16 protein-coding genes are annotated in these 18,876 nt (G+C 67.6%); 6 read left to right on the top strand and 10 right to left on the bottom strand.

Going from position 1 to position 18,876, the window contains the following annotated elements; genetic code table 11:
* The first annotated feature begins 100 nt into the window (after positions 1 to 100).
* Genes EAH84_RS03065 through dacB form a run of 3 tightly spaced genes read left to right on the top strand, consistent with a single transcriptional unit; the run spans position 101 to position 4,349 of the window.
* Entirely contained in the window at positions 101 to 1,690 is a 1,590-nt protein-coding gene (locus tag EAH84_RS03065; RefSeq protein WP_140868402.1) for an N-acyl-D-amino-acid deacylase family protein, read from the top strand.
* A complete protein-coding gene (locus EAH84_RS03060; protein ID WP_140867531.1) occupies positions 1,687 to 2,937 on the top strand; it encodes a dicarboxylate/amino acid:cation symporter in 1,251 nt (416 codons plus the stop codon). The genes EAH84_RS03065 and EAH84_RS03060 overlap by 4 nt, the downstream gene beginning before the upstream one ends.
* The gene (dacB, locus tag EAH84_RS03055) at positions 2,934 to 4,349 is read left to right on the top strand and encodes a D-alanyl-D-alanine carboxypeptidase/D-alanyl-D-alanine endopeptidase (protein ID WP_140867528.1); all 1,416 of its coding nucleotides are present in this window, start codon (positions 2,934 to 2,936) and stop codon (positions 4,347 to 4,349) included. The genes EAH84_RS03060 and dacB overlap by 4 nt, the downstream gene beginning before the upstream one ends.
* On the opposite strand, the gene EAH84_RS03050 is transcribed toward dacB, so the two are convergent.
* From EAH84_RS03050 to EAH84_RS03010, 9 genes are all read right to left on the bottom strand, one after another.
* Positions 4,329 to 5,375, bottom strand: a complete 1,047-nt coding sequence (locus EAH84_RS03050) for a serine hydrolase domain-containing protein (protein ID WP_425326438.1) — start codon at positions 5,373 to 5,375, stop codon at positions 4,329 to 4,331. The two genes, dacB and EAH84_RS03050, sit on opposite strands and share 21 nt — an antisense overlap.
* Positions 5,357 to 6,865, bottom strand: a complete 1,509-nt coding sequence (locus EAH84_RS03045; RefSeq protein ID WP_241656430.1) for a permease — start codon at positions 6,863 to 6,865, stop codon at positions 5,357 to 5,359. Before EAH84_RS03045 ends, EAH84_RS03050 begins: the two co-directional genes overlap by 19 nt.
* A gap of 46 nt (positions 6,866 to 6,911) precedes the next feature.
* Positions 6,912 to 7,658: a 3'(2'),5'-bisphosphate nucleotidase CysQ gene (locus EAH84_RS03040; RefSeq protein WP_140867522.1), complete on the bottom strand. Its 747-nt coding sequence runs from the start codon at positions 7,656 to 7,658 to the stop codon at positions 6,912 to 6,914.
* Positions 7,659 to 7,668: 10 nt separating this feature from the next.
* Complete coding sequence (cysN, locus tag EAH84_RS03035; protein ID WP_140867519.1) at positions 7,669 to 9,591, bottom strand: sulfate adenylyltransferase subunit CysN; 1,923 nt, start codon at positions 9,589 to 9,591, stop codon at positions 7,669 to 7,671.
* Complete coding sequence (gene cysD, locus EAH84_RS03030; protein ID WP_140867517.1) at positions 9,591 to 10,493, bottom strand: sulfate adenylyltransferase subunit CysD; 903 nt, start codon at positions 10,491 to 10,493, stop codon at positions 9,591 to 9,593. The genes cysN and cysD overlap by 1 nt, the downstream gene beginning before the upstream one ends.
* Positions 10,494 to 10,601: 108 nt before the next feature.
* On the bottom strand, positions 10,602 to 12,554 hold the full coding sequence (locus tag EAH84_RS03025; RefSeq protein WP_140867514.1) for a CocE/NonD family hydrolase: 1,953 nt from the start codon (positions 12,552 to 12,554) through the stop codon (positions 10,602 to 10,604).
* A gap of 103 nt (positions 12,555 to 12,657) precedes the next feature.
* The gene (locus EAH84_RS03020; protein WP_140867510.1) at positions 12,658 to 13,035 is read right to left on the bottom strand and encodes a hypothetical protein; all 378 of its coding nucleotides are present in this window, start codon (positions 13,033 to 13,035) and stop codon (positions 12,658 to 12,660) included.
* Between the two features lie 44 nt (positions 13,036 to 13,079).
* Positions 13,080 to 13,433, bottom strand: a complete 354-nt coding sequence (locus EAH84_RS03015; protein WP_140867508.1) for a hypothetical protein — start codon at positions 13,431 to 13,433, stop codon at positions 13,080 to 13,082.
* A 27-nt stretch (positions 13,434 to 13,460) separates the two neighbouring features.
* On the bottom strand, positions 13,461 to 13,889 hold the full coding sequence (locus EAH84_RS03010; RefSeq protein WP_140867505.1) for a bactofilin family protein: 429 nt from the start codon (positions 13,887 to 13,889) through the stop codon (positions 13,461 to 13,463).
* A 312-nt stretch (positions 13,890 to 14,201) separates the two neighbouring features.
* Here EAH84_RS03010 and EAH84_RS03005 point away from each other — a divergent pair, with 312 nt between their 5' ends.
* Together EAH84_RS03005 and EAH84_RS03000 are read left to right on the top strand one after the other, a co-directional pair.
* Positions 14,202 to 14,996 carry a metallophosphoesterase family protein gene (locus EAH84_RS03005; protein ID WP_140867502.1) on the top strand — a complete coding sequence of 265 codons (795 nt, stop codon included), beginning with the start codon at positions 14,202 to 14,204 and terminating at the stop codon, positions 14,994 to 14,996.
* On the top strand, positions 14,993 to 15,460 hold the full coding sequence (locus EAH84_RS03000) for a PaaI family thioesterase (RefSeq protein WP_140867499.1): 468 nt from the start codon (positions 14,993 to 14,995) through the stop codon (positions 15,458 to 15,460). The genes EAH84_RS03005 and EAH84_RS03000 overlap by 4 nt, the downstream gene beginning before the upstream one ends.
* A 125-nt stretch (positions 15,461 to 15,585) precedes the next feature.
* On the opposite strand, the gene EAH84_RS02995 is transcribed toward EAH84_RS03000, so the two are convergent.
* The gene (locus EAH84_RS02995) at positions 15,586 to 17,235 is read right to left on the bottom strand and encodes a ShlB/FhaC/HecB family hemolysin secretion/activation protein (protein ID WP_140867497.1); all 1,650 of its coding nucleotides are present in this window, start codon (positions 17,233 to 17,235) and stop codon (positions 15,586 to 15,588) included.
* A gap of 148 nt (positions 17,236 to 17,383) precedes the next feature.
* Between EAH84_RS02995 and EAH84_RS02990 the strand changes: the two genes are divergently transcribed.
* Positions 17,384 to 18,871, top strand: a complete 1,488-nt coding sequence (locus tag EAH84_RS02990) for a FecR family protein (RefSeq protein WP_140867495.1) — start codon at positions 17,384 to 17,386, stop codon at positions 18,869 to 18,871.
* Positions 18,872 to 18,876 lie beyond the last annotated feature (5 nt).

Genomic DNA, 18,876 nt, shown 5'->3' with positions numbered 1-18,876 from the left:
GGCGATCCCGCTTCCGATCCGTGGCGCGCGCGCTACAGTCGGGTCGTAGCGTAAGGGGGAGGCCATGATGTCGAGACGGTTCACCGCCGCGCGGGTTGCGATGACCGCGTTGGGACTGCTGACGATCGGCGCGCGACCGATTGCTCACACCGGGCCGAGGCAAGTCGACATCGCGATCCGCGGCGGGACGATCTATACCGGCGCCGACGCGCCGAGCATCACCGGCGATGTCGAGATCCTCGGCGACCGGATCGTCTATGTCGGGCCGTCGCGCGCGACCGCGGCCAAACGCGTGATCGACGCGCGCGGCCAGATCGTCGCGCCGGGGCTGATCGACGCGCACACCCACCCTGACAGCTATATTCGCTCCCCCTACGCACGCGCGCGCCTCAATCTGCCGTGGCTCGCGCAAGGGGTGTCGACGATCGTCATCGGTGTCGACGGCGGCGGCACGCCTGACGTCGCGAAGGACATGACCACGCTGGTCGCACACGGGATCGGCACAAACGTGGTGCCGCTGGTGGGGTTCGGCGCGATCCGCGAGCGGGTGATCGGTGCGGACGATCGCGCGCCGACGCCCGCCGAACTGGCGCGCGAGCAGGCGCTGGCGGCGGCGGCGATGTGTGAGGGCGCGTACGGCCTGTCGACCGGGCTGTTCTACGCTCCGCAAAGCTATGCGACGACCGAAGAGGTGATCGCGGTCGCTAAGGAGGCGGGCGCGCGCGGCGGGCTGTACGACACGCACCAGCGCGACGAATCGAATTACACGATCGGGCTGATCGCCTCGACCAAGGAGGCGCTGCGAATCGGGCGAGAATCCGGATCGCCGGTCCATTTCGCGCATCTGAAGGCGCTCGGGGTCGACCTGCAGGGCCATGCGCCCGAATTGATCGCGACGATCGAGGCGGCGCGGCGCGCGGGGCAGGAGGTGACCGCGGATCAATATCCCTGGCTCGCGTCGGGCTCCGCGATCGATGCCGCGCTGGTGCCCGGATGGGCGCTTGCGGGCGGATACCGCGCGATGATCGCGCGGTTCGACGATCCCGCGACGCTGGTGCGGATCAAGCGCGCTATGACCGAGAACCTGCGGCGCCGCGGCGGCGAGGAATCGATCCTGCTGACCGCAGGGGGGCAGCCCTGGACCGGGCAGACGCTGGGGGAGATGGCGGCGCGATGGAAACTGTCGCCGGTAGATGCCGCGATCCGCATTGTACGCGTGCCGAACGCGGCGGGAGACGCGGCGCGCGGGACCGGCATCGCCTCGTTCAACATGGCCGATCGCGACGTCGACCTGATCATGAAACAGCCCTGGGTCGTCACCGGATCGGACGGGTCGGACGGCCACCCGCGCCAATATGCGACCTTCCCGCGCAAATATCAGATCTATGTCCGCCAGCGCCACGCGATCGACACGCGCGCGTTCATCCGCCGATCGACCGGTCTGACCGCCGACATCTACGATATCCGCGACCGCGGTTATCTGAAGCCCGGCTATTTCGCCGATGTCGTCGTGTTCGATCCCGTCAGTTATCAGCCCCGCGCGGATTTCGTCCACCCCACCGTACCGAGCGTCGGGGTGACGGCGCTGTTCGTCAACGGGCAGCTGGCGTTGGCTGCGGGTAAAGTGACCGGCGTAGCGGCGGGCCGCGCGCTGCTGCGCCCACGGCCTGCGGGCTGCCCCGCCGAATGAGGGCAATGCGGAAGTGGTTCGCGATCCCGCTGTGGAAGCGCGTGGTCGCTGCGCTGATCCTTGGCGTCGCGCTCGGCGTGGTCGCGCCGCAATGGGCGCCCGCGGTGCAGGTTTTTGGCGACCTGTTCGTCCGCCTGATCAAGATGCTGGTCGTGCCGGTCGCGCTCGTCACGATCGCCGCGGGGATCGCGACGATCGGCGACCCACGGCGGCTGGGGCCGATCGGCGGGCGGACGGTGGCGCTGTTCGCGATGACGACGCTGATCTCGGTCGGGATCGGGATGGCGATCGGCCTTATCGTGCGGCCGGGGGAGGGGATCGTGCTCGCGGGCGTCGCGGCGCATCCGCTCGGCGCGCCGGTGACGCCGTACGACCAGTTGCTCGGGATCGTGCCGACCAACATCGTCGAGGCGCTGGCGAACGGCGACATGCTCGCGATCATCTTCGTGGCAGTCCTGTTCGGGATCGGCAGCGTGGTAGCGGGGGAGGCGGGTAAGCCCGTCGTCGCGCTGCTCCGCTCGCTGTCGGGGGTGTTGCTCCAGATCGTCCGGATCGTGATGGAGGCGACGCCGTTCGGGGTCTTCGCGTTGATCGCCAACGCGGTCGCGAGCGGGGGTGTCGCGGTGTTCGCCAACGTCGGATGGCTGGCGCTGTGCGTCGTCGTTGCGTCGCTGATCCAGATGCTGGTCGTCCACAGCACGCTGGTGGCGTTCGTCGCGCGCCTGTCGGTGGTTCGCTTTTTTCGCGGGATTGCCGACGCGCTGATGGTCGCGTTTTCGACCGCGTCGTCGTCGGCAACGCTGCCGATCGCGATGCGCGTCGCGAGCGACAATCTGGGGGTAGCGAAGCCGATCGCGTTCACGGTGCTGCCGCTGGGCGCGAGCATCGGCAAGGATGGGACCGCGATGTATGTCGGGCTGCTCGGCCAGTTCGCGCTCCAGGCGCTTGGAATCGTGCCCGACGCGACGATGCTCGCGATCATGTTCGCAACCGGTGCGCTGGCGGCGTTCGGGACCGCGCCGGTGCCGTCGGCGTCGCTGTTCATGCTCGCCGCGATGCTGGGCGCGGTCGGCATCGGGGCGGAACAGACCGCGCTGATCGTGGGGCTCGTGCTGCCGTTCGACCGGCTGCTCGACATGACCCGAACTGTCCCGAGCGCGTCGGCGAACCTGACCGTGACGGCGATGGTCGCGCGCGCGGAAGGCGCGATCGACGATGCGCGGTTCCGGGCGGAGGCCACCGCATGACCCGGGCGGCCATCGCGGCGCTGTTCTTGCTCGCGGCAGCGCCCGCGACCGCCGATCCGCTGACCGACCAAGTGCGTAGCGTGTTGGCTGGGGCGGGGCCGGGGACGCGATTCGGGCTGGTCGTGACCGACGAGGAAGGGCGCGAGATCGTGGCGATCGCGCCCGACGACCGGTTCGTCCCCGCGTCCAACACCAAGATATTCACGACCGCGCTGGCGTTCGCGACGCTGGCGGTCGACGGCCCCGACACGGTGGGCGGCGCGAGCGTGCGGATCGACGGCGCGCGCATTCCCGACGTGATCCTGACTGGGCATGGCGACGCGCGGCTGTCGGGCGCGGCGGACTGCGTGGTCGATTGCCTCGCCGCGCTGGCCGATGCGGTGGCGGCGCGGACGCGGGTGGTCGGCAACGTGATCGGTGACGACACCGACTTCCCCGACGAACGCTGGCCGCAGGGGATGAGCTGGAACAACATGGTGACGCGGTCTGGCACCGCGGTCTCCGCTCTGACGGTCGACGACAATATCTGGACGGTCACGGTCGCGCCGGGATCGGCTGGTAATGCGCCGAGGATCGCGAGCGATGGGTTCTATGCGGTCGACGATGCGGTCGTCACCGGCGCGACCACCGACCTGTCGGTGACGAGCACGCCGGGGAGCGGCCGGGTGCGGATTGCGGGAACGATCGCCGCGCCAGTAACGCTGACGATCGGGATCGAAGATCCCGCCTATCGCGCGGCATGGCTGTTGCAGCGGATGCTGGCGGGGCGCGGCGTTCGGGTCCGCGGCACGGCGCAGGTGCGCCACCGTCCGCTTGCCGGGTCGGACGCTCCCAGGCGCGGCGCGCCTGCGCCCAACCCCCCGGCGTCCGCTGCGCTCGCGCATCTCGTCCCGCCACCGCTGGTCGAGGATTTGGTCCACACCAACAAGGCCAGCGAGAATCTCCATGCCGAATTGCTGCTGCGCCGCGTCGCCGCGGTAGTCGGGAGCGGATCGGTCGCCGATGGCGAGGCCGCGATCGACGCGATGATGGCGCGCGCGGGGATCGCGCGGTGGCGCTATGATTTTGCGGATGGGTCGGGGATGTCGAACTACAACCGGGTTACCCCGCGCGGTACCGCGGCGTTCCTGCGCTGGACCGCGACGCAGCGGTGGAGCGCGGCGTGGCGCGCGACGCTGCCGATTGCGGGGGTCGACGGTACGCTCGCGCACCGGTTCGCGGGTACGCCGCTCGTGGGCCATCTCCAAGGCAAGACCGGGTCGCTCAACGCCGCGAGCGCGTTGTCGGGGTTCATGATCGCGGCGAGCGGGAAGACGCTGGTGTTCGCCAGCTTTGCCAACGACATGCCGGGCGATGCGTCGGTCCGCGCGCCGATCGATGCCGCGCTGGCGCTAATCGCCGCCGCCAACTGACGCGTCCCACGCGGCGATCAGCGCGTCGCCGGTCGCGATGCGGAGTTCGGCGATGCCACTGTCGGCATGCCGGGTCGGGTGGACGCGGTTGGTAAGCAGCGTCCAGGCGACGCCGCGCGTCCAGTCGATCCACAAGCCGGTGCCGGTAAAACCGGTGTGGCCGATCGTCTCGGGCGAGCACGCCGATCCGCCCGACCAGCCGTCGAACCGCCGTTCCCACCCCGCGGTACGGTGGCCCGCAATGGGGGTACGGATCTGATCGATCGCGAACCAGGACGCGCCACTGCCGTCGAGCAGTCCCGCGGCAACATCGAGCACCCCGGCGACCGTCCCGAACAGCCCGGCGTGCCCCGTCCGCCCGCCCATCGCAGCGGCGTTTTCGTCGTGGACCTCGCCCTTCAGCATCCGCCCGCGCCAGGTGCAGCGTTCGGTCGCGACCGGGGGGCCGGGCGGCGGCCCCCAGCTCAGTCCGCGCGCGAGCGGCACCGCGTCGAGCGGGCCTCCCGTCAGTCGCTCGGCAGCGATCCCGAGCAGGATGAAGTTGATGTCCGAATAGACCGGCGGACCGTGTGTCCATTCACGCTGGAGCACGAAGGCGCGGAGCCGATCGGGGTCGTCGCCATAGGTATAGATCGGCTCGACCGCGGGCAGGAACGTCCGGTGCGCAAGGCAATCGCGGAACGTCAGCCGCCGCTCCGCCGCGCCCGCGACGTCGTACTGGCGCAGGTCGGGGATCGCGTCGGTCAGCGGGCGCTCGAGATCGAGTCTGCCCTTGTCGGCCAGACGCAGGATTAGCGTCGTGGTGAATATGACTTTGGTCAGCGAAGCGAGGTCGAACCAGTGATCGGGCGTCAGGTCTTCCGTTTCGGGTACACGCTGCGCGAGCCCCGCGACCCGCGTTGCGCGGCGACCGTCGGCGCTGACGACGCCCAGCGTCGCGCCGGGAATGCGAGCCGCCGCCAGGTTCGCCAGCGCGGGCGCGAACGCGGCATCGGCGACGCGCTCGATCACGCGGGCATATCCGATTGGCGCGGGCGGGTGCGCGCAATGACAGGGAGGAACGGGATCGCGGCAAGGCTGACGACGCCCGACAGCAGGAAGAAACCGTCATAGCCGATCCGCTCGACCATCGATCCGCCCGCTCCCGCGAGCAGTCGCGGTAGCAGGAACGCGAATCCCGACAGAAACGCATATTGCGCACCGGGATAGCGCAGGTTCACGAGCATCGAGAGGTAGACGACGAACACTGCCCCCGCCATGCCGTTGCCGAACTGGTCGGCGGCGGTGGCGAGGTAGAGCATCGGTTCGCTCACGGTTTGGTGTGCGAGCCAGACGAAGCCGAAATTGCCGAATGCCGCGAAGCAGGCGGCGATGCCCAGCGCGTAGCCCATCCGCGTCCGCGCGACCATCAGGCCGCCGATCCCGACCCCCAGAATGCTCGCAACCAGCGCGACGAGGCTGTCGGCGCGCCCGATCGCCGAGAGGCTGTAGCCCAATCCCTTGATCATCGGCTTCGACAGGTTGAGCGCGAGGACGTCGCCCATCCGATAGACCGACACGAACGCCAGCACGACGAGCGCACCGAAGCCGTAACGCCAGAAGAAATCGACGTAAGGGCCCATGGCGGTCGAGGTGCGAAGTGGGTCGGTCGGCCCCGCGCGGCGAATCCGCGGCAGCGCCAGCGCCATCAGGATGAAGGGGAGCATGCAGCTCGCCAGCACATAGGGGGTGACGTTGGTCTGCGCGCTGAGCCCTGCGCCCGCCGCCACCGCAAGCACGACCCAGCCGACCGCCGCGGTGATGGCGGCGGCGGCAACGAGAATACCGATGCTCGCGATGATACCGGTCGCCAGCCCCGCTGTCCGCCGCGTCGCCGTTGCCTCGGGGCGCATCGCCGCAAGCATCGGGAACGGCGCGAACGCCGCCGCCGCGATCACCAGATACGCTGCGCTCCATCCCGGTCCGTCCGCGACGAGCAGCGCGCCGCTGCCCGCCGCGACCATCGCGGTGCGGTATCCCCACAGATTCGCCGCCGCGATCGGCCCCTGTTCGGTCTGGGTCGGTGCGAGTTCGATCCGCCAGGCGTCAGCGGCGACCTCCAGCGTCGTCGTCCAGAACGCGAGCAGCACCGCGAACAGCGCGGTGACGCCGAGGCTCGCATCGGCCGAGGTCGCCGCCATCGCGACCATCGAGGTGAAGATGCCGAGCTGCGCCAGCATGATCCACCCGCGCCGCTTTCCCCAGACCCGCCCGAACCCCGGCACGTCGAACCGGTCGAGCAGCGGCGCCCAGACGAACTTGAAGGTCGGCAATAACTGGACCCAGGCGAAGAAGCCGATGACGACGAGCGCGACGCCATGCGCCTGGAGCCGCAGCGTCAGCACGGTCGAGAACATGTAGAACGGCAGCCCCGCCGAAAAGCCGAGCAGCCCGAACAGCGCCATCCGCCGCGGATCGGTGCGCGGCGCCGTGGCGGGTGCGGCGGGCGGTTCGATCGTGGCGACGGCGGTGGACATCGGGCGCGATCCTTGGCGGCTTGCCCGTGCCAGTCAATGATCCCCCTCATCCCCCCTTTGGCAGGTCCGCGACGATCGCCAGCGCGCGCGCGGCGAGCTCGGGGCGGCAGATCAGCAGGTCGGGCAGATACGGATCGTCGCAGTTATAGACCATCGGCGATCCGTCGACCCGCGAACAGTGGAGGCCGTACGCCTTGGCGACCGCGATCGGGGCGGCGTTGTCCCATTCATATTGGCCGCCCGTGTGGAGGTAGATGTCGGCCTCACCGCGCACCACCGCCATTGCCTTCGCGCCCGACGATCCCATCGGGATCAACGTCGCGCCGATCGCCTCGGCGACGGCAAGCGCAGCGGAGGGCGGGCGGGTGCGGCTGACGACCATCCGCGGCGGATCGCCGATCGGGGGCAGGGGGACGGGACGATCCGACCGCAGCACGAGGCCAAGCGCGGGAAGCGATACCGCGCCGATGTCGGCGACGCCGTCGATCGCGAGTGCGACATGGACCGCCCAATCGTCGCGGCCCTCGCCATATTCGCGGGTGCCGTCGACCGGATCGACGATCCACACCCGGCGGTGATCGAGCCGAGTGCCGTCGCAGGTCATCTCTTCGCAGAGCAGCCCGTCGTCGGGGCGCGCGGCGCGGATCGCGTGGACCAGATACTGGTTCGCGGTCTGATCCCCCACCTTGCCCAGCGCCGCGCCCTCACACACCCCGCAATCGCGCACCTCGATCAGCAGCCGCCCCGCGACCGCGGCGAGATGCGCGGCGAGTTCGGCGTCGGTCATGCTCATGCGATCCCCCTCATGCGATGAGCGCCGCGACGATCGCGTCGGCGGCCTCGTCGGCGGTCATCCGCGTCGTATCGATCCGGATTTCCGGGTGTTCGGGGGCTTCATACGGACTGTCGATTCCGGTGAAATTCTTGAGCTCGCCGCTGCGCGCCTTTTTGTAGAGCCCCTTCACGTCGCGCGCCTCCGCGTCGGCGAGCGGGGTGTCGATATGGACCTCGATGAATTCGCCCGGCTTCATCCGGTCGCGCACCATCGCGCGTTCGGCGCGGAAGGGGGAGATGAACGCGGTGATGACGATCAGACCGGCATCGGTCATCAGCCGCGCGACCTCGCCGACACGGCGGATATTCTCGACCCGGTCGGCATCGGTGAAGCCGAGATCGCGGTTGAGCCCGTGGCGGACATTGTCGCCGTCGAGCAGGAAGGTGTGACGGTTCATACGCGTGAGCCGCTTTTCGACGAGATTGGCGATCGTCGATTTGCCCGCCCCCGACAGCCCGGTGAACCACAGCACCGCGGGCTTCTGGTTTTTCAGCGCAGCGTGTTGCTCGCGGGTGACGTCGATCGGCTGGTGATGGATGTTCTGCGCGCGGCGGAGCGAGAAGTTGAGCATCCCCGCCGCCACGGTCGCGTTGGTCACCTTGTCGATCAGGATGAAGCCGCCGAGCTGCTTGCTCTGCGCATAGGGTGCGAACACGATGCCGCGATCGGTCGCCACCTCGGCGACGCCGATATCGTTGAGGTCGAGCGTCGGCGCGGCGAGATGCTGCGTGGTGTTGACGTCGATCCGGTATTTGGGCTCGCGCACCTTAGCGGACACGGTCTGGGTGCCGAGCTTCAGCCAATAGGTGCGCCCCGGCAGCAGCGCTTCCTCCGCCATCCACACGATCGTCGCCTCGAACTGGTCGGCGACCTGAGGGGGTTCGTCGGCGGTCGCGATCACGTCGCCGCGCGAACAATCGATCTCGTCGGCGAGGGTCAGCGTCACCGATTGCCCCGCGACCGCGACGTCGAGGTCACCGCCCTGCGTCACGATCCGCGCGACGCTCGACGTGCGCCCCGACGGGAGCACCCGAACCGGGTCGCCCGGCGCGACGCGTCCGCTCGCGATCTGTCCCGCGAAGCCGCGGAAATCGAGGTCGGGGCGGTTGACCCATTGGACGGGGAGGCGGAACCCGGCGCGCTCGTCCGCGGCGGCATCGACCTCGACCGTCTCGAGATGTTCGATCAGTGTCGCGCCGTCGTACCACCGCGTCGCGTCGGATCGGTTCGCGATATTGTCGCCGCGAAACCCGCTGATCGGAATCGCGGTGAACGCGTCGATGCCGATGCTGGTCGCGAACGCGCGATAGTCCGCGACGATCGCATCACAGGTCGGCTGGTCGTAGCCGACGAGGTCCATCTTGTTCACCGCGAGCACGATGTGGCGGATGCCGATCAGGTGCGCGAGATAGCTGTGCCGCCGGGTCTGGGTCAGTACGCCCTTGCGCGCGTCGACCAGAATCACCGCGAGATCCGCGGTCGACGCGCCGGTCACCATGTTGCGGGTATATTGTTCATGCCCCGGCGTATCGGCGACGATGAACTTGCGCGTGTCGGTCGCGAAGAAGCGATACGCGACATCGATCGTGATGCCCTGTTCGCGCTCGGCGGCGAGCCCATCGACCAACAGCGCGAAATCGATGTCGTTGCCTTGCGTGCCGACCCGCCGCGAATCCTCCTCGAGGCGGGCGAGCTGGTCCGCGAAGATCATCCGCGAATCGTAGAGCAACCGCCCGATCAGCGTCGATTTGCCGTCGTCGACCGACCCGCAGGTGATGAAGCGTAGCAGCGTCTTGTGGCGATGTCGGTCGAGATACGCGCCGATGTCTTCGGCGATCAGCGCATCGGCGCGATAGCCGTGATCCTCGGAAGGGGAGGTGCGGACATCCATCAGAAATACCCCTCCTGCTTCTTCTTCTCCATGCCCGCGCCATCCGCGTCCTTGTCGATCGCGCGACCTTGGCGTTCGGAGGTTGTCGCGAGCAGCATTTCCTTGATGATCTCGGGCAGCGTCGTCGCCTCACTCTCGATTGCGCCGGTCAGCGGATAGCAGCCGAGCGTGCGGAACCGGACCGAGCGTTCGACCGGGGTTTCGCCGGGCTCAAGCCGGAAGCGGTCGTCGTCGACCATCACCAGCATCCCGTCACGCTCCACCGTCGGGCGCGGCGCGGCGAAATAGAGCGGGACGATCGGAATGTCTTCGGCCTGGATATATTGCCAGATGTCGAGTTCGGTCCAGTTCGACAACGGAAACACGCGGATGCTCTCGCCCTTCGCCTTGTGCGCGTTGTAGAGGTGCCAGAGCTCGGGGCGCTGGTTCTTGGGGTCCCAGCGGTGCGTCGCCGATCGGAAGCTGAACACGCGTTCCTTGGCGCGCGCCTTTTCCTCGTCGCGCCGCGCGCCGCCGAATGCTGCGTCGAAGCCATGCTGGTCGAGCGCCTGCTTCAGCCCCTCGGTCTTCCAAAGATCGGTGTGGAGCGCGCCATGGTCAAACGGGTTGATCCCGCGCGCTTCCGCCTCCGGGTTGCGATGGACGATCAGCTCCATCCCCGCCGCCGCCGCCATTTTGTCGCGCAGGTCGTACATCGCGCGGAATTTCCACGTCGTGTCGACATGGAGCAGCGGGAAGGGCGGCGGCGCGGGATAAAAGGCCTTGCGCGCCAGATGCAGCATCACCGCCGAATCCTTGCCGATCGAATAGAGCATCACCGGCTTGGTCGCCTCCGCGACGACCTCGCGCAGGATATGGATGCTCTCGGATTCGAGCCGGTCGAGATGGGTCAGGCTGGCCATGGAGATGGTATCTGTCACCCAGCCCATATCGGGAAGCCCGCGGCGGCGCGCTGCCCATCTTTTCTTGCCCCGGCGAAGCTTTTGCTCCGCCGGGGCGTGTCCCGTCCTCTATTTTGCCATCGCAGCCGCCTGATCGACCGGCACCACCGGCAACCACACCCGGCTCAGGCTGGCGCCGCCATATTCCAGCGTCACGGTCGCCTTCTGATAATCCGTTTTCTTCGCGAGGAAGATGTTGGGGACGTATTTTTGCGGGTTGCGATCGTAGAGCGGGAACAGGCTCGACTGGACCTGGACCATGATCCGGTGGCCGGGTTCGAACACATGATTTACGGTCGGCAGCCGGAACTTATATTCCTGGACCTTGCCCGCGGGAATCGCCGAGGGTTTCGCAAAGCTGTCGCGATAGCGGCCACGGAAGATGTCGAGGCTGATCGGCAACTGGTATCCACCCATCTTGGGGTCGGTCGCATTCTCGGCGGGTAGGACGTCGACGACCTTGACGACGAAATCGCCATCGGTGCCCGTCGTCTTGGCGAAGATATCCGCAATCGGCGCGCCCGACACGCGCACCGCCTTGGTCAGCACCGGCGTCTGGTACGTCATCACGTCGGGGCGTCCGTCGACCCCGCGCTGGTCGCTCACCAGCCAGTCGCCCCAGCGCCCGTCATTGAAATTGACCGGGCGGGGCAGATGGGGAACGGGTTTATTCGGATCGGAGACATAGCTTTCGCTCCCCGCCGCTGCGGTCGCAAAGCCGAGGTCGCCGCCGCTTTCCAGATAGATCGGGGTCAGCGGGGCGGCGCAGCCCTGCTGGCACGACAGCGGCCAGCGCGCGAACCGGTCCCAATGGTTTTCGCCGGTGTTGTAGATCGCGGCGGTCGGCAGGTTCGCGGGCGGGCCGTCTTTCAGATATTGATCGAACAGCGGCAGCACCATTTGTTCGCGGAATTGCGCCGCGGTGTCGCCGTTCCATTCGAACGGGCCGAGGCTGCGCCCGGTGCGGTTGACCTGGCTGTGACGCCATGGCCCCATCACCAGGAAGTTGTTGCCGGTCTTCCCCTTCGCGGCGAGCGCTTCCCAGGTATTGATCGCGCCGTACATATCCTCCTGGTCCCACAATCCCTGTTCCCAGATCGTCGGAACATCGGCGGGATTGGCGACGACCAGCTTGTCGAGCGCCTGGCCCTGCCAGAACTCGTCATAGGCTGGGTGCGCGACCATCCGCTGCCAATAGGGGAGCTGGTCATAGCCCGACTTCTTCGCCCATTCGCCCGCCGACCCGACGTCGCGGAAATTGTCGTAATCGTCATAGCCGCCGGTCGGCGGGGCCGAACCCGCGCCCTTGTACCCGGTCTGCGCACCGAGCCACGCAATGTTGGCGAGACGGAACGCGCCGTAATGGAACCAGTCGTCGCCCATCCAGCCGTCGATCATCGGGCTCTCTGGTGCCGCGACCTTGAGCGCGGGATGCGGGTGGAGCAGCGCCATGACGACGGTGAAGCCTTCGTAGGATGACCCGATCATCCCGACCTTGCCGTTCGATTCGGGCAGGTTGGCCTTGTTCACCAGCCAGTCGATCGTGTCGTAGGCGTCGGTGGTGTGATCGACCTTCGTCGGGTTGAGCGCGCCGACCACGGGGCGGGTGACGATATAATCGCCCTCAGACTTATATTTGCCGCGGATGTCCTGATAGGCGCGGATGTAGCCGCCCTTCACGAATATTTCGTCGGACAACGGCAGCGTTGCGAGCATGCTCGGGCTGTCGGACCGGCTGGCGCGCGCGGTCGAATTATACGGCGTGCGGGTCAGCACGATCGGCGCGTTGGTCGCGCCCTTGGGGATGACGATCACGGTGTACAGCTTGGTCCCGTCGCGCATCGGGATCATCACCTCGCGCTTCACATAATCGTTCGCGGTCGTGGGCGGCGTGAACTTCGCGGGGATGTCGCCGCCCGCTGGCATCATCGATTCGGCGCCCTGCTGCTGCCCCTGCGGCTGCGCGGCGATCGGCGATACCGCGAGCGCGGTGGTGGCGAGGAGGAGAAACGGCTTGATCATGGAACGGGAATCCTGACGACGGGTCAATCACTGCGACCTATCGTGGCGCGGGCGCGCCGCGGATGCAACCGGGGTTCAGGTCGCGCGATGCCTGCGCGCCGGTTCAGCCGAAATCGTCGAAATCGAACGGCGACCGGGGCTCGGGTTTATCCATCTTGGCCTTTCGGCTCGGCGCGGACACCGGTGGACGAGCGGGCATCGGGGGGGCGACTACCCTGGCCGACACCGGCGCAGCGGATTGCGGCATCGCTGGTGGGGGTGGTGCTGCGCGCTCGGCGAGGGGCTCCGACGGCCTGGCGTGCCAGACGACCCGGAAATCAACCGGCACATGCCATTCGCCGAACAGCGATCGCACCATGTCGCGTCCGCACCGGCTGCATGTCGTGAAGCAATAGCCGCCGTTCCACATACCGGGTGCGACCGGCTTATGAAATCCCAGTCGACAGGGCAGCGTCGCCAACCGCGAGGCCATCGCGCTCATGTCGTGGGCTCGGAATGGGAGGAAGAAGGGACGCCAATCACGGCCTAGAACGTCCAGGGCTCTTGGTCGTCGCCAGACGGCTTGGGCGCGCTCTCCGGCGGATGGATGGCGATGCACCGCGCGATCATCCGGTCGATAAACGCGATCCGCAGCTCGGTGTCGGGATCGTAGAGCGCGATGAATTCCTTGAACCGGAACACCGTGACGCACTGGTAGAGAAACCCCGGCAGCAGCTTGCCGATGTCCGAATCGAGCAGTCGCTGGCGCAGGTCGAGATAGATGACCGCATGCTCGCGCCCCAGCGCGCCGCCCTCGGCCGCATAGGCCAGGATCGACCGCAGCCGCTTCAGCAGGTCGCTCGGGCTCGGCTCAGGCAGCAGGTCTTCGAGGGAGGTCATGAAGTCCGGCCCGTCCGTGCCCCCCGATCAATCGACGTAGACGCGGCGAGGGTTCTCGGTGTCCGCCGGGGGAACCAGCTTCACGCTGCGTTCCTCCGCCATCGCCGTGGGCTGCACGCCCGAGCGCGCGAATTTTCCCTCGATGACTCCGCCGGCCGCGACCTTCAGCCTGCCGTATTGGACATCGCCGCGAACCTCGCCATTGGGTTCGATCACCAGATCGCCGACCTTCAGCGTGCCGTCGACCGAGCCCGCCACCCGCAAGCGATCGGCGTTGATGCCGCCGTTTACCTCGCCGCCGACTTCGACGAACACCGCGGGCGCGCGGATTTCGCCGTTGACCCGCCCGCTGATCTGCAGTTCGCCCGCGCAATCGACGTCGCCGGTGATCGTGACGCCCGTGCTGATCGTGGCGATGTCGCGAACAGCGCCAGCAGAATTTGCATTGTTTGCCATCTACCTCATCTCCGCATTGGTCATCGTCGGATCGATCCGACTCGGCACCGAATTGAGAAAATACGCCCAGGCCAACAGGGTGCCTAATTCGTTAAGCAGTTAACCAGCGGAATTTGTTTCAAATTGAAACGGCGGCCGATCGGCGGCGCCGGAGGCATCAGTTCAATACGCAGGGGAGTGCTGTTCGATCCCGCGGGGTATTCATACGATGTTCGCGCAAAGACCTTTGTCAGCGGTGAGATCAGGCTGACGATCGAGTGCGCGGGCGTCATGGGGTGGCTACCGGGGGGCCGAACCGCTAGCGACCATGCGATGATCAAGCTGTTCCACGTCAGCGACGTCCATTTCGGCGCCGAGGATCCCGCCGCGATCGCGTGGTTCGCGCGCCTCGTCGCCGCGGAACGCCCCGACGCGGTCATCATGACCGGCGACCTGACGATGCGCGCCACCCGCCGCGAATTCCAGGCAGGAGGCGATTGGCTGCGCAGCCTCGGCGTCCCGGTGACGCTCGAGGTCGGCAACCACGACATCCCCTATTATTGGGACCCGTTCCGCCGCCTGTTCGCGCCCTATCAGCGCTATGCCGCGATCGAGGAGATGATCGAGGAACCGCTCGATATCCCCGGCGTCACCATCGTGCCGCTCAAGACGACCGCGCGCGCGCAATGGCGTTGGAACTGGTCGAAGGGGCGGGTGAGCCGCGGCGCGTTGCACAAGGCGCTCGCGATGATCGCCGCGGCGCCCGCGGGCAACCTGATCTTCGTCGCCGCGCACCATCCGCTGATCGACGGCCCGACCACGGGCACCGCGCGGACGCGCCACGGCGACGCCGCGCTGACCGAACTGGCGGCGGCGGGAGCGCATGCGGTGCTGTCGGGACATGTCCATGATCCGTTCGACGTTCCCGTCGAGCGCGGCGGCTGGACCATCCGGATGATCGGCGCGGGGACGCTGTCGAAGCGCACGCGGCACAGCCCGCCCGCCTTCAACGAAATCCGCATCGAGGGCGGACGGTTCGATACGCTCGCGCGTACGATGGACGATGCCCCCAAATACTCGATCAGCGAGACACGCGGGGCAGGGGGCAAAAGGGGGCATACGACATGAGCGAACAGATCGGCACCGCACAGACCAGCGAACGCGACAGCCGTCTGCGCGCGATCACGACCGGCGACTGGGCGGGGTGGTCGACGTGGGAAAGCGACGCGTTCGAACAGCGCGCGGGGCCGTTCTACGAGCGCGTCGATGACCACGGCGCGGGGATCAGCGCGTTCCGGGCGGGGGTCGAGCACATGAATGGTGGCGGGTTCATGCACGGCGGGCTGCTGATGACCTTCGCCGACAGCGCGCTCTTCACGATCGCGCGTCCCGCGATGGAGGGATCGTTCGGGGTAACGATGAACCTGTCGGGCGACTTCCTCGATTCGGCACGGGTCGGCGAGTTCATCGAGGCGCGCGGCGACATCACCCGCGCTGCACGCTCGACCGTCTTCGTCCGCGGGCTTGTCACCGCCGATGACCGGCCGGTGCTCAGCTTTACGGGGATCATCCGCAAGGTGGGGCGGCGCTAGTACAAAAAAGGGGGCGTTCGAAAGCGAGCCACCCGCTGCTTTCGAACGGCCCTCGTTCGTATCTCAAATACCTAGAATCTTTATGTAGGAAACAGTGGTAAATAGCTGTCATTAAACGAATATAATCAAAAGCTCTTAGTGATTCTGAAGTTGAAGACGGGGTTCGCCTTGCCGCTGTCATAGCGGATACCCGACAGCGGTACCGCGATCTCCGCGCTCGCCTGTACGGTGCGGGTGATCGATGCGCGGACGCCGCCACCCGTGGAAAAGAGCGTACCGCCACCATAGCCGTCGCGGAGATTGGTCACCCGGCCGCCGTCGATGAAGGCGTAAACCTGGGGCTTCAGGACGAAGCCGATCTTGTCGCGCAGGTCGAACCGTACTTCCGCCGAGCCCATATAACCCTGGTCGCCCATCCGCTCGCTATAGTCGTACGCCCGGAGGAACGATCCGCCGCCCAGACCGACCTCTTCGGAGACCAGCAGCGGTTTCGACGCGACCTGACCTGCAGCGCTCAGGCGCACGCTGGCGGGTCCGACGGTGGGCGAGGTCCAGTCCGCGAACATCGACAGCGTGGTGAAGGTGCCGCCGGCATCGCCGCGCGACGCGAGCGGATCGCCGTGCCGCGTCGCGCCGAGGATATCGAGACCCTGCGACAGCGTGGCATTGACCCGCAGCTTGCCGCCCAGCGCGTCAGAAAAGCCGTACACGCCCACCCGGGCGACCGAGAGACGATCGCTGCGCGCCAACACGTCGCGGCGCGATTGCGATACCTGGCGGAGCGACAACGACGCCTGGCCCCACACGCTGGCCTTGCGGCTGCGGAGCAGCGGCTGGAGCAGCGCACCGGTCAGCGACCAGCCTTTGCCTGAAATATCGCGGTCGTTGAGGTAGGATCCGGGATGCGAGGTCGAATAGGAGCCGGCGAACGAGACTTCCGTGCCGGTCCGGCTGACACGTTTGGCGTAGCGCAGTCGGCCATAGGCGAACTCGCTGGGTTGCAGCGGGGTCGTGATCAGCGTCGTCGAGAGCGAATCGTCCGCCGCGAACAACTGGCTGATCGCGCCGTCGAGCTGGAGCTGGATGGGCCCGATCGGCTTGGTCCCATCGTTCGCCAGGGTCACCTGGAGCTTGGTGCGATCCCGCCCAACATCGACGAGCAGGACGCCGCGCCCCTGTTCGCGCACGAACTGGGTGCGCTTGAGCCACAGCCCATCGATATCCCCGGCCAGCAGCAGGCGGCGTTCGAGCGCCTTAAGCGTCACCGGGCCGCTGCCGATCAGCGGCGCGAGCGCGCGGCGGATCGCGGGATTGTCGTTGCCGCTGACGCGGATATCCTCGACCGATCCCTCGTCGATCCGCACCCGCAACAGCCCCGCGGTGAGGGTCTGCGGCTCGATCCACGCGCTGGCGAACGGGTAGCCGCGCGCGCGCGCGCGATCGACGATCGCGTCGGCAAGCCCCGCGAGCGCCCCGGGCGAAAGAGTGCGCCCGACATAGGTTTCGAACACATCGGCGAACTCAGAGGGTTTGAGGACCTGCAGTCCCACCAGCGTGATCGCCCCAACGGTAATCGCCGCCGATCCGGTCGCGACGGTGGATGTCCGCGGCGCGATGATCGGGGTCGGCGGCGGGCCGACCGCAGGCTTGACCGGGGACGTTTCGCGGTTTTCAATGGTGCCGGGATTGACGCGGTCGAGCGCGCGCTGCCCGGCGGCAGGCGGCGCTCCTATCAACATCGCAGCGATCACGCACGCGAGCAGACGTTTCGTCATTCGGTTGGTCCCTTGGTCCGGTCTTCAGTGGACCATGGCCAAGAATTGTTAAAACTTCCGGAAGTTACCAAGCAGGTAAGCATCTTCCGCAAGATGGTTGCAGGACATTGGCCCTAGTTGGTCTGCTGTAATCAATGGGGAATCGACGATGAACAGCCGCACAGCGAAAGGTGTCTTTGCCGCAATTCTGGCGACGGTCAGCGCCAGCGCAATGGCGCAGAGCGGGGGCTGGCGTGTGAGCGAAAGCGCCGGCGCGGTGTCGATCCGCCACGGCGATACGCTACTCGCCGCCAAGCGGAACATGGCCATCGCGCCCGGCGATGCTATCCTGACCGGACCGAGCGGCCGCGCGGTGCTGGTCCATGATAAGGATTTCGTGACGGTATCCGCGAACAGCCGGATGCGCGTGCCGACCGAGCAGGCGGGTGGCGGCTTCGTCAAGATGATCCAGGATCTGGGCAACGCGATCTTCAAAGTCGAAAAACAGGGCGTGCCTCATTTCGGCGTCAATACGCCCTACCTCGCCGCCGTCGTGAAGGGCACGACGTTCTCGGTCACGGTCGATGGCGCGGGGACGTCACTGCAGGTCGTCGAAGGCGCGGTCGAGGTCGCGACCGTCGATGGCGGTGCGCGCGATCTGATTCGCCCCGGCGGGGTCGCGACGATCGCCGCGAGCGATCTCTATCGCCTGACCGTCACCGGTGACGAAAACCGCACGATCGATTCCCCGGCGCGACCGGCCAAGGGTGCGACGCCGACCGCGGCCACCAGATCGGGAACCGCCACGGCGACGACGCCGGTGATCGCGGTCTCCGCGCCGACGCCGATGGCGCCGGCCGATACCGGACCCGCGGTGGCGATCGACATCCCGGCGCCCGCCGTCATCACCTCGCTGATCACCGCCAAGCCGGTCGACCTCGGCGGGTTCACGGGCGGATTGGTGAGCGGCACCTCCGGGGTCGCGGCGGTGATCGCCGCGGTGGCGGCGCCGGTGGCGGTCGCGACTCCGGCCGCTCCCTTGTCACCGCCGGTAACGGCGCCTGCCACCCCTCCGGCGGTTACGCCTCCGGCGCCCGAAGCGCCGCCTGCGACGACGCCGCCACCGGCAGCGCCGCCGCCCGCCGATCCGCCCGCCGCTGCGCCTTTACCGCCCGTTGCGCCGCCACCGGTGACGACGCCACCAGTGGTCGAGCCGCCAGCAACGGTGCCTCCGGCTGTGACCCCCCCGGTCACGCCGCCACCGCCGCCAGTGACGCCTCCACCCGTGCCGCCGGTCGTAACCCCGCCGGTCACGCCGCCGCCACCGCCCGTGACGCCTCCACCCGCGCCACCGGTCGTGACTCCGCCGGTCACGCCGCCGCCACCGCCCGTGACACCTCCACCGGCGCCACCGGCCGTGACCCCGCCGCCTGTTATTGTGCCTCCGGTGACCGCCCCGCCTGCGACCACGCCTCCCGGCGATGACGGCAAGGATAACGGCAATGACGACAAGGGCGACAAGGACAAGGGCGGTAAGGACGACCCCGGCGACAAGGACAATGGCAAGGGTAACGATGGCAAGGACAAGGGCAACGACAAGGGTTCGCTCGCTTTTCCCACCGTCGAGTCAGATAACGGAATGTTGAAGAACATCTGACACGG

Source organism: Sphingomonas oligophenolica, assembly GCF_006438955.1.
Taxonomy (GTDB): domain Bacteria; phylum Pseudomonadota; class Alphaproteobacteria; order Sphingomonadales; family Sphingomonadaceae; genus Sphingomonas; species Sphingomonas oligophenolica_A.
This window is presented reverse-complemented; position numbering and strand designations above follow the sequence as displayed.

What these genes read in the sequence shown, in the direction of transcription:
- EAH84_RS03065 (WP_140868402.1), top strand. Translation starts at nt 101, where the DNA reads ATGACCGCGTTGGGACTGCTGACGATCGGCGCGCGACCGATTGCTCAC.
- EAH84_RS03060 (WP_140867531.1), top strand. Translation starts at nt 1,687, where the DNA reads ATGAGGGCAATGCGGAAGTGGTTCGCGATCCCGCTGTGGAAGCGCGTG.
- dacB (WP_140867528.1), top strand. Translation starts at nt 2,934, where the DNA reads ATGACCCGGGCGGCCATCGCGGCGCTGTTCTTGCTCGCGGCAGCGCCC.
- EAH84_RS03045 (WP_241656430.1), bottom strand. Translation starts at nt 6,865, where the DNA reads ATGTCCACCGCCGTCGCCACGATCGAACCGCCCGCCGCACCCGCCACG.
- EAH84_RS03040 (WP_140867522.1), bottom strand. Translation starts at nt 7,658, where the DNA reads ATGAGCATGACCGACGCCGAACTCGCCGCGCATCTCGCCGCGGTCGCG.
- cysN (WP_140867519.1), bottom strand. Translation starts at nt 9,591, where the DNA reads ATGGATGTCCGCACCTCCCCTTCCGAGGATCACGGCTATCGCGCCGAT.
- cysD (WP_140867517.1), bottom strand. Translation starts at nt 10,493, where the DNA reads ATGGCCAGCCTGACCCATCTCGACCGGCTCGAATCCGAGAGCATCCAT.
- EAH84_RS03025 (WP_140867514.1), bottom strand. Translation starts at nt 12,554, where the DNA reads ATGATCAAGCCGTTTCTCCTCCTCGCCACCACCGCGCTCGCGGTATCG.
- EAH84_RS03020 (WP_140867510.1), bottom strand. Translation starts at nt 13,035, where the DNA reads ATGAGCGCGATGGCCTCGCGGTTGGCGACGCTGCCCTGTCGACTGGGA.
- EAH84_RS03015 (WP_140867508.1), bottom strand. Translation starts at nt 13,433, where the DNA reads ATGACCTCCCTCGAAGACCTGCTGCCTGAGCCGAGCCCGAGCGACCTG.
- EAH84_RS03010 (WP_140867505.1), bottom strand. Translation starts at nt 13,889, where the DNA reads ATGGCAAACAATGCAAATTCTGCTGGCGCTGTTCGCGACATCGCCACG.
- EAH84_RS03005 (WP_140867502.1), top strand. Translation starts at nt 14,202, where the DNA reads ATGATCAAGCTGTTCCACGTCAGCGACGTCCATTTCGGCGCCGAGGAT.
- EAH84_RS03000 (WP_140867499.1), top strand. Translation starts at nt 14,993, where the DNA reads ATGAGCGAACAGATCGGCACCGCACAGACCAGCGAACGCGACAGCCGT.
- EAH84_RS02995 (WP_140867497.1), bottom strand. Translation starts at nt 17,235, where the DNA reads ATGACGAAACGTCTGCTCGCGTGCGTGATCGCTGCGATGTTGATAGGA.
- EAH84_RS02990 (WP_140867495.1), top strand. Translation starts at nt 17,384, where the DNA reads ATGAACAGCCGCACAGCGAAAGGTGTCTTTGCCGCAATTCTGGCGACG.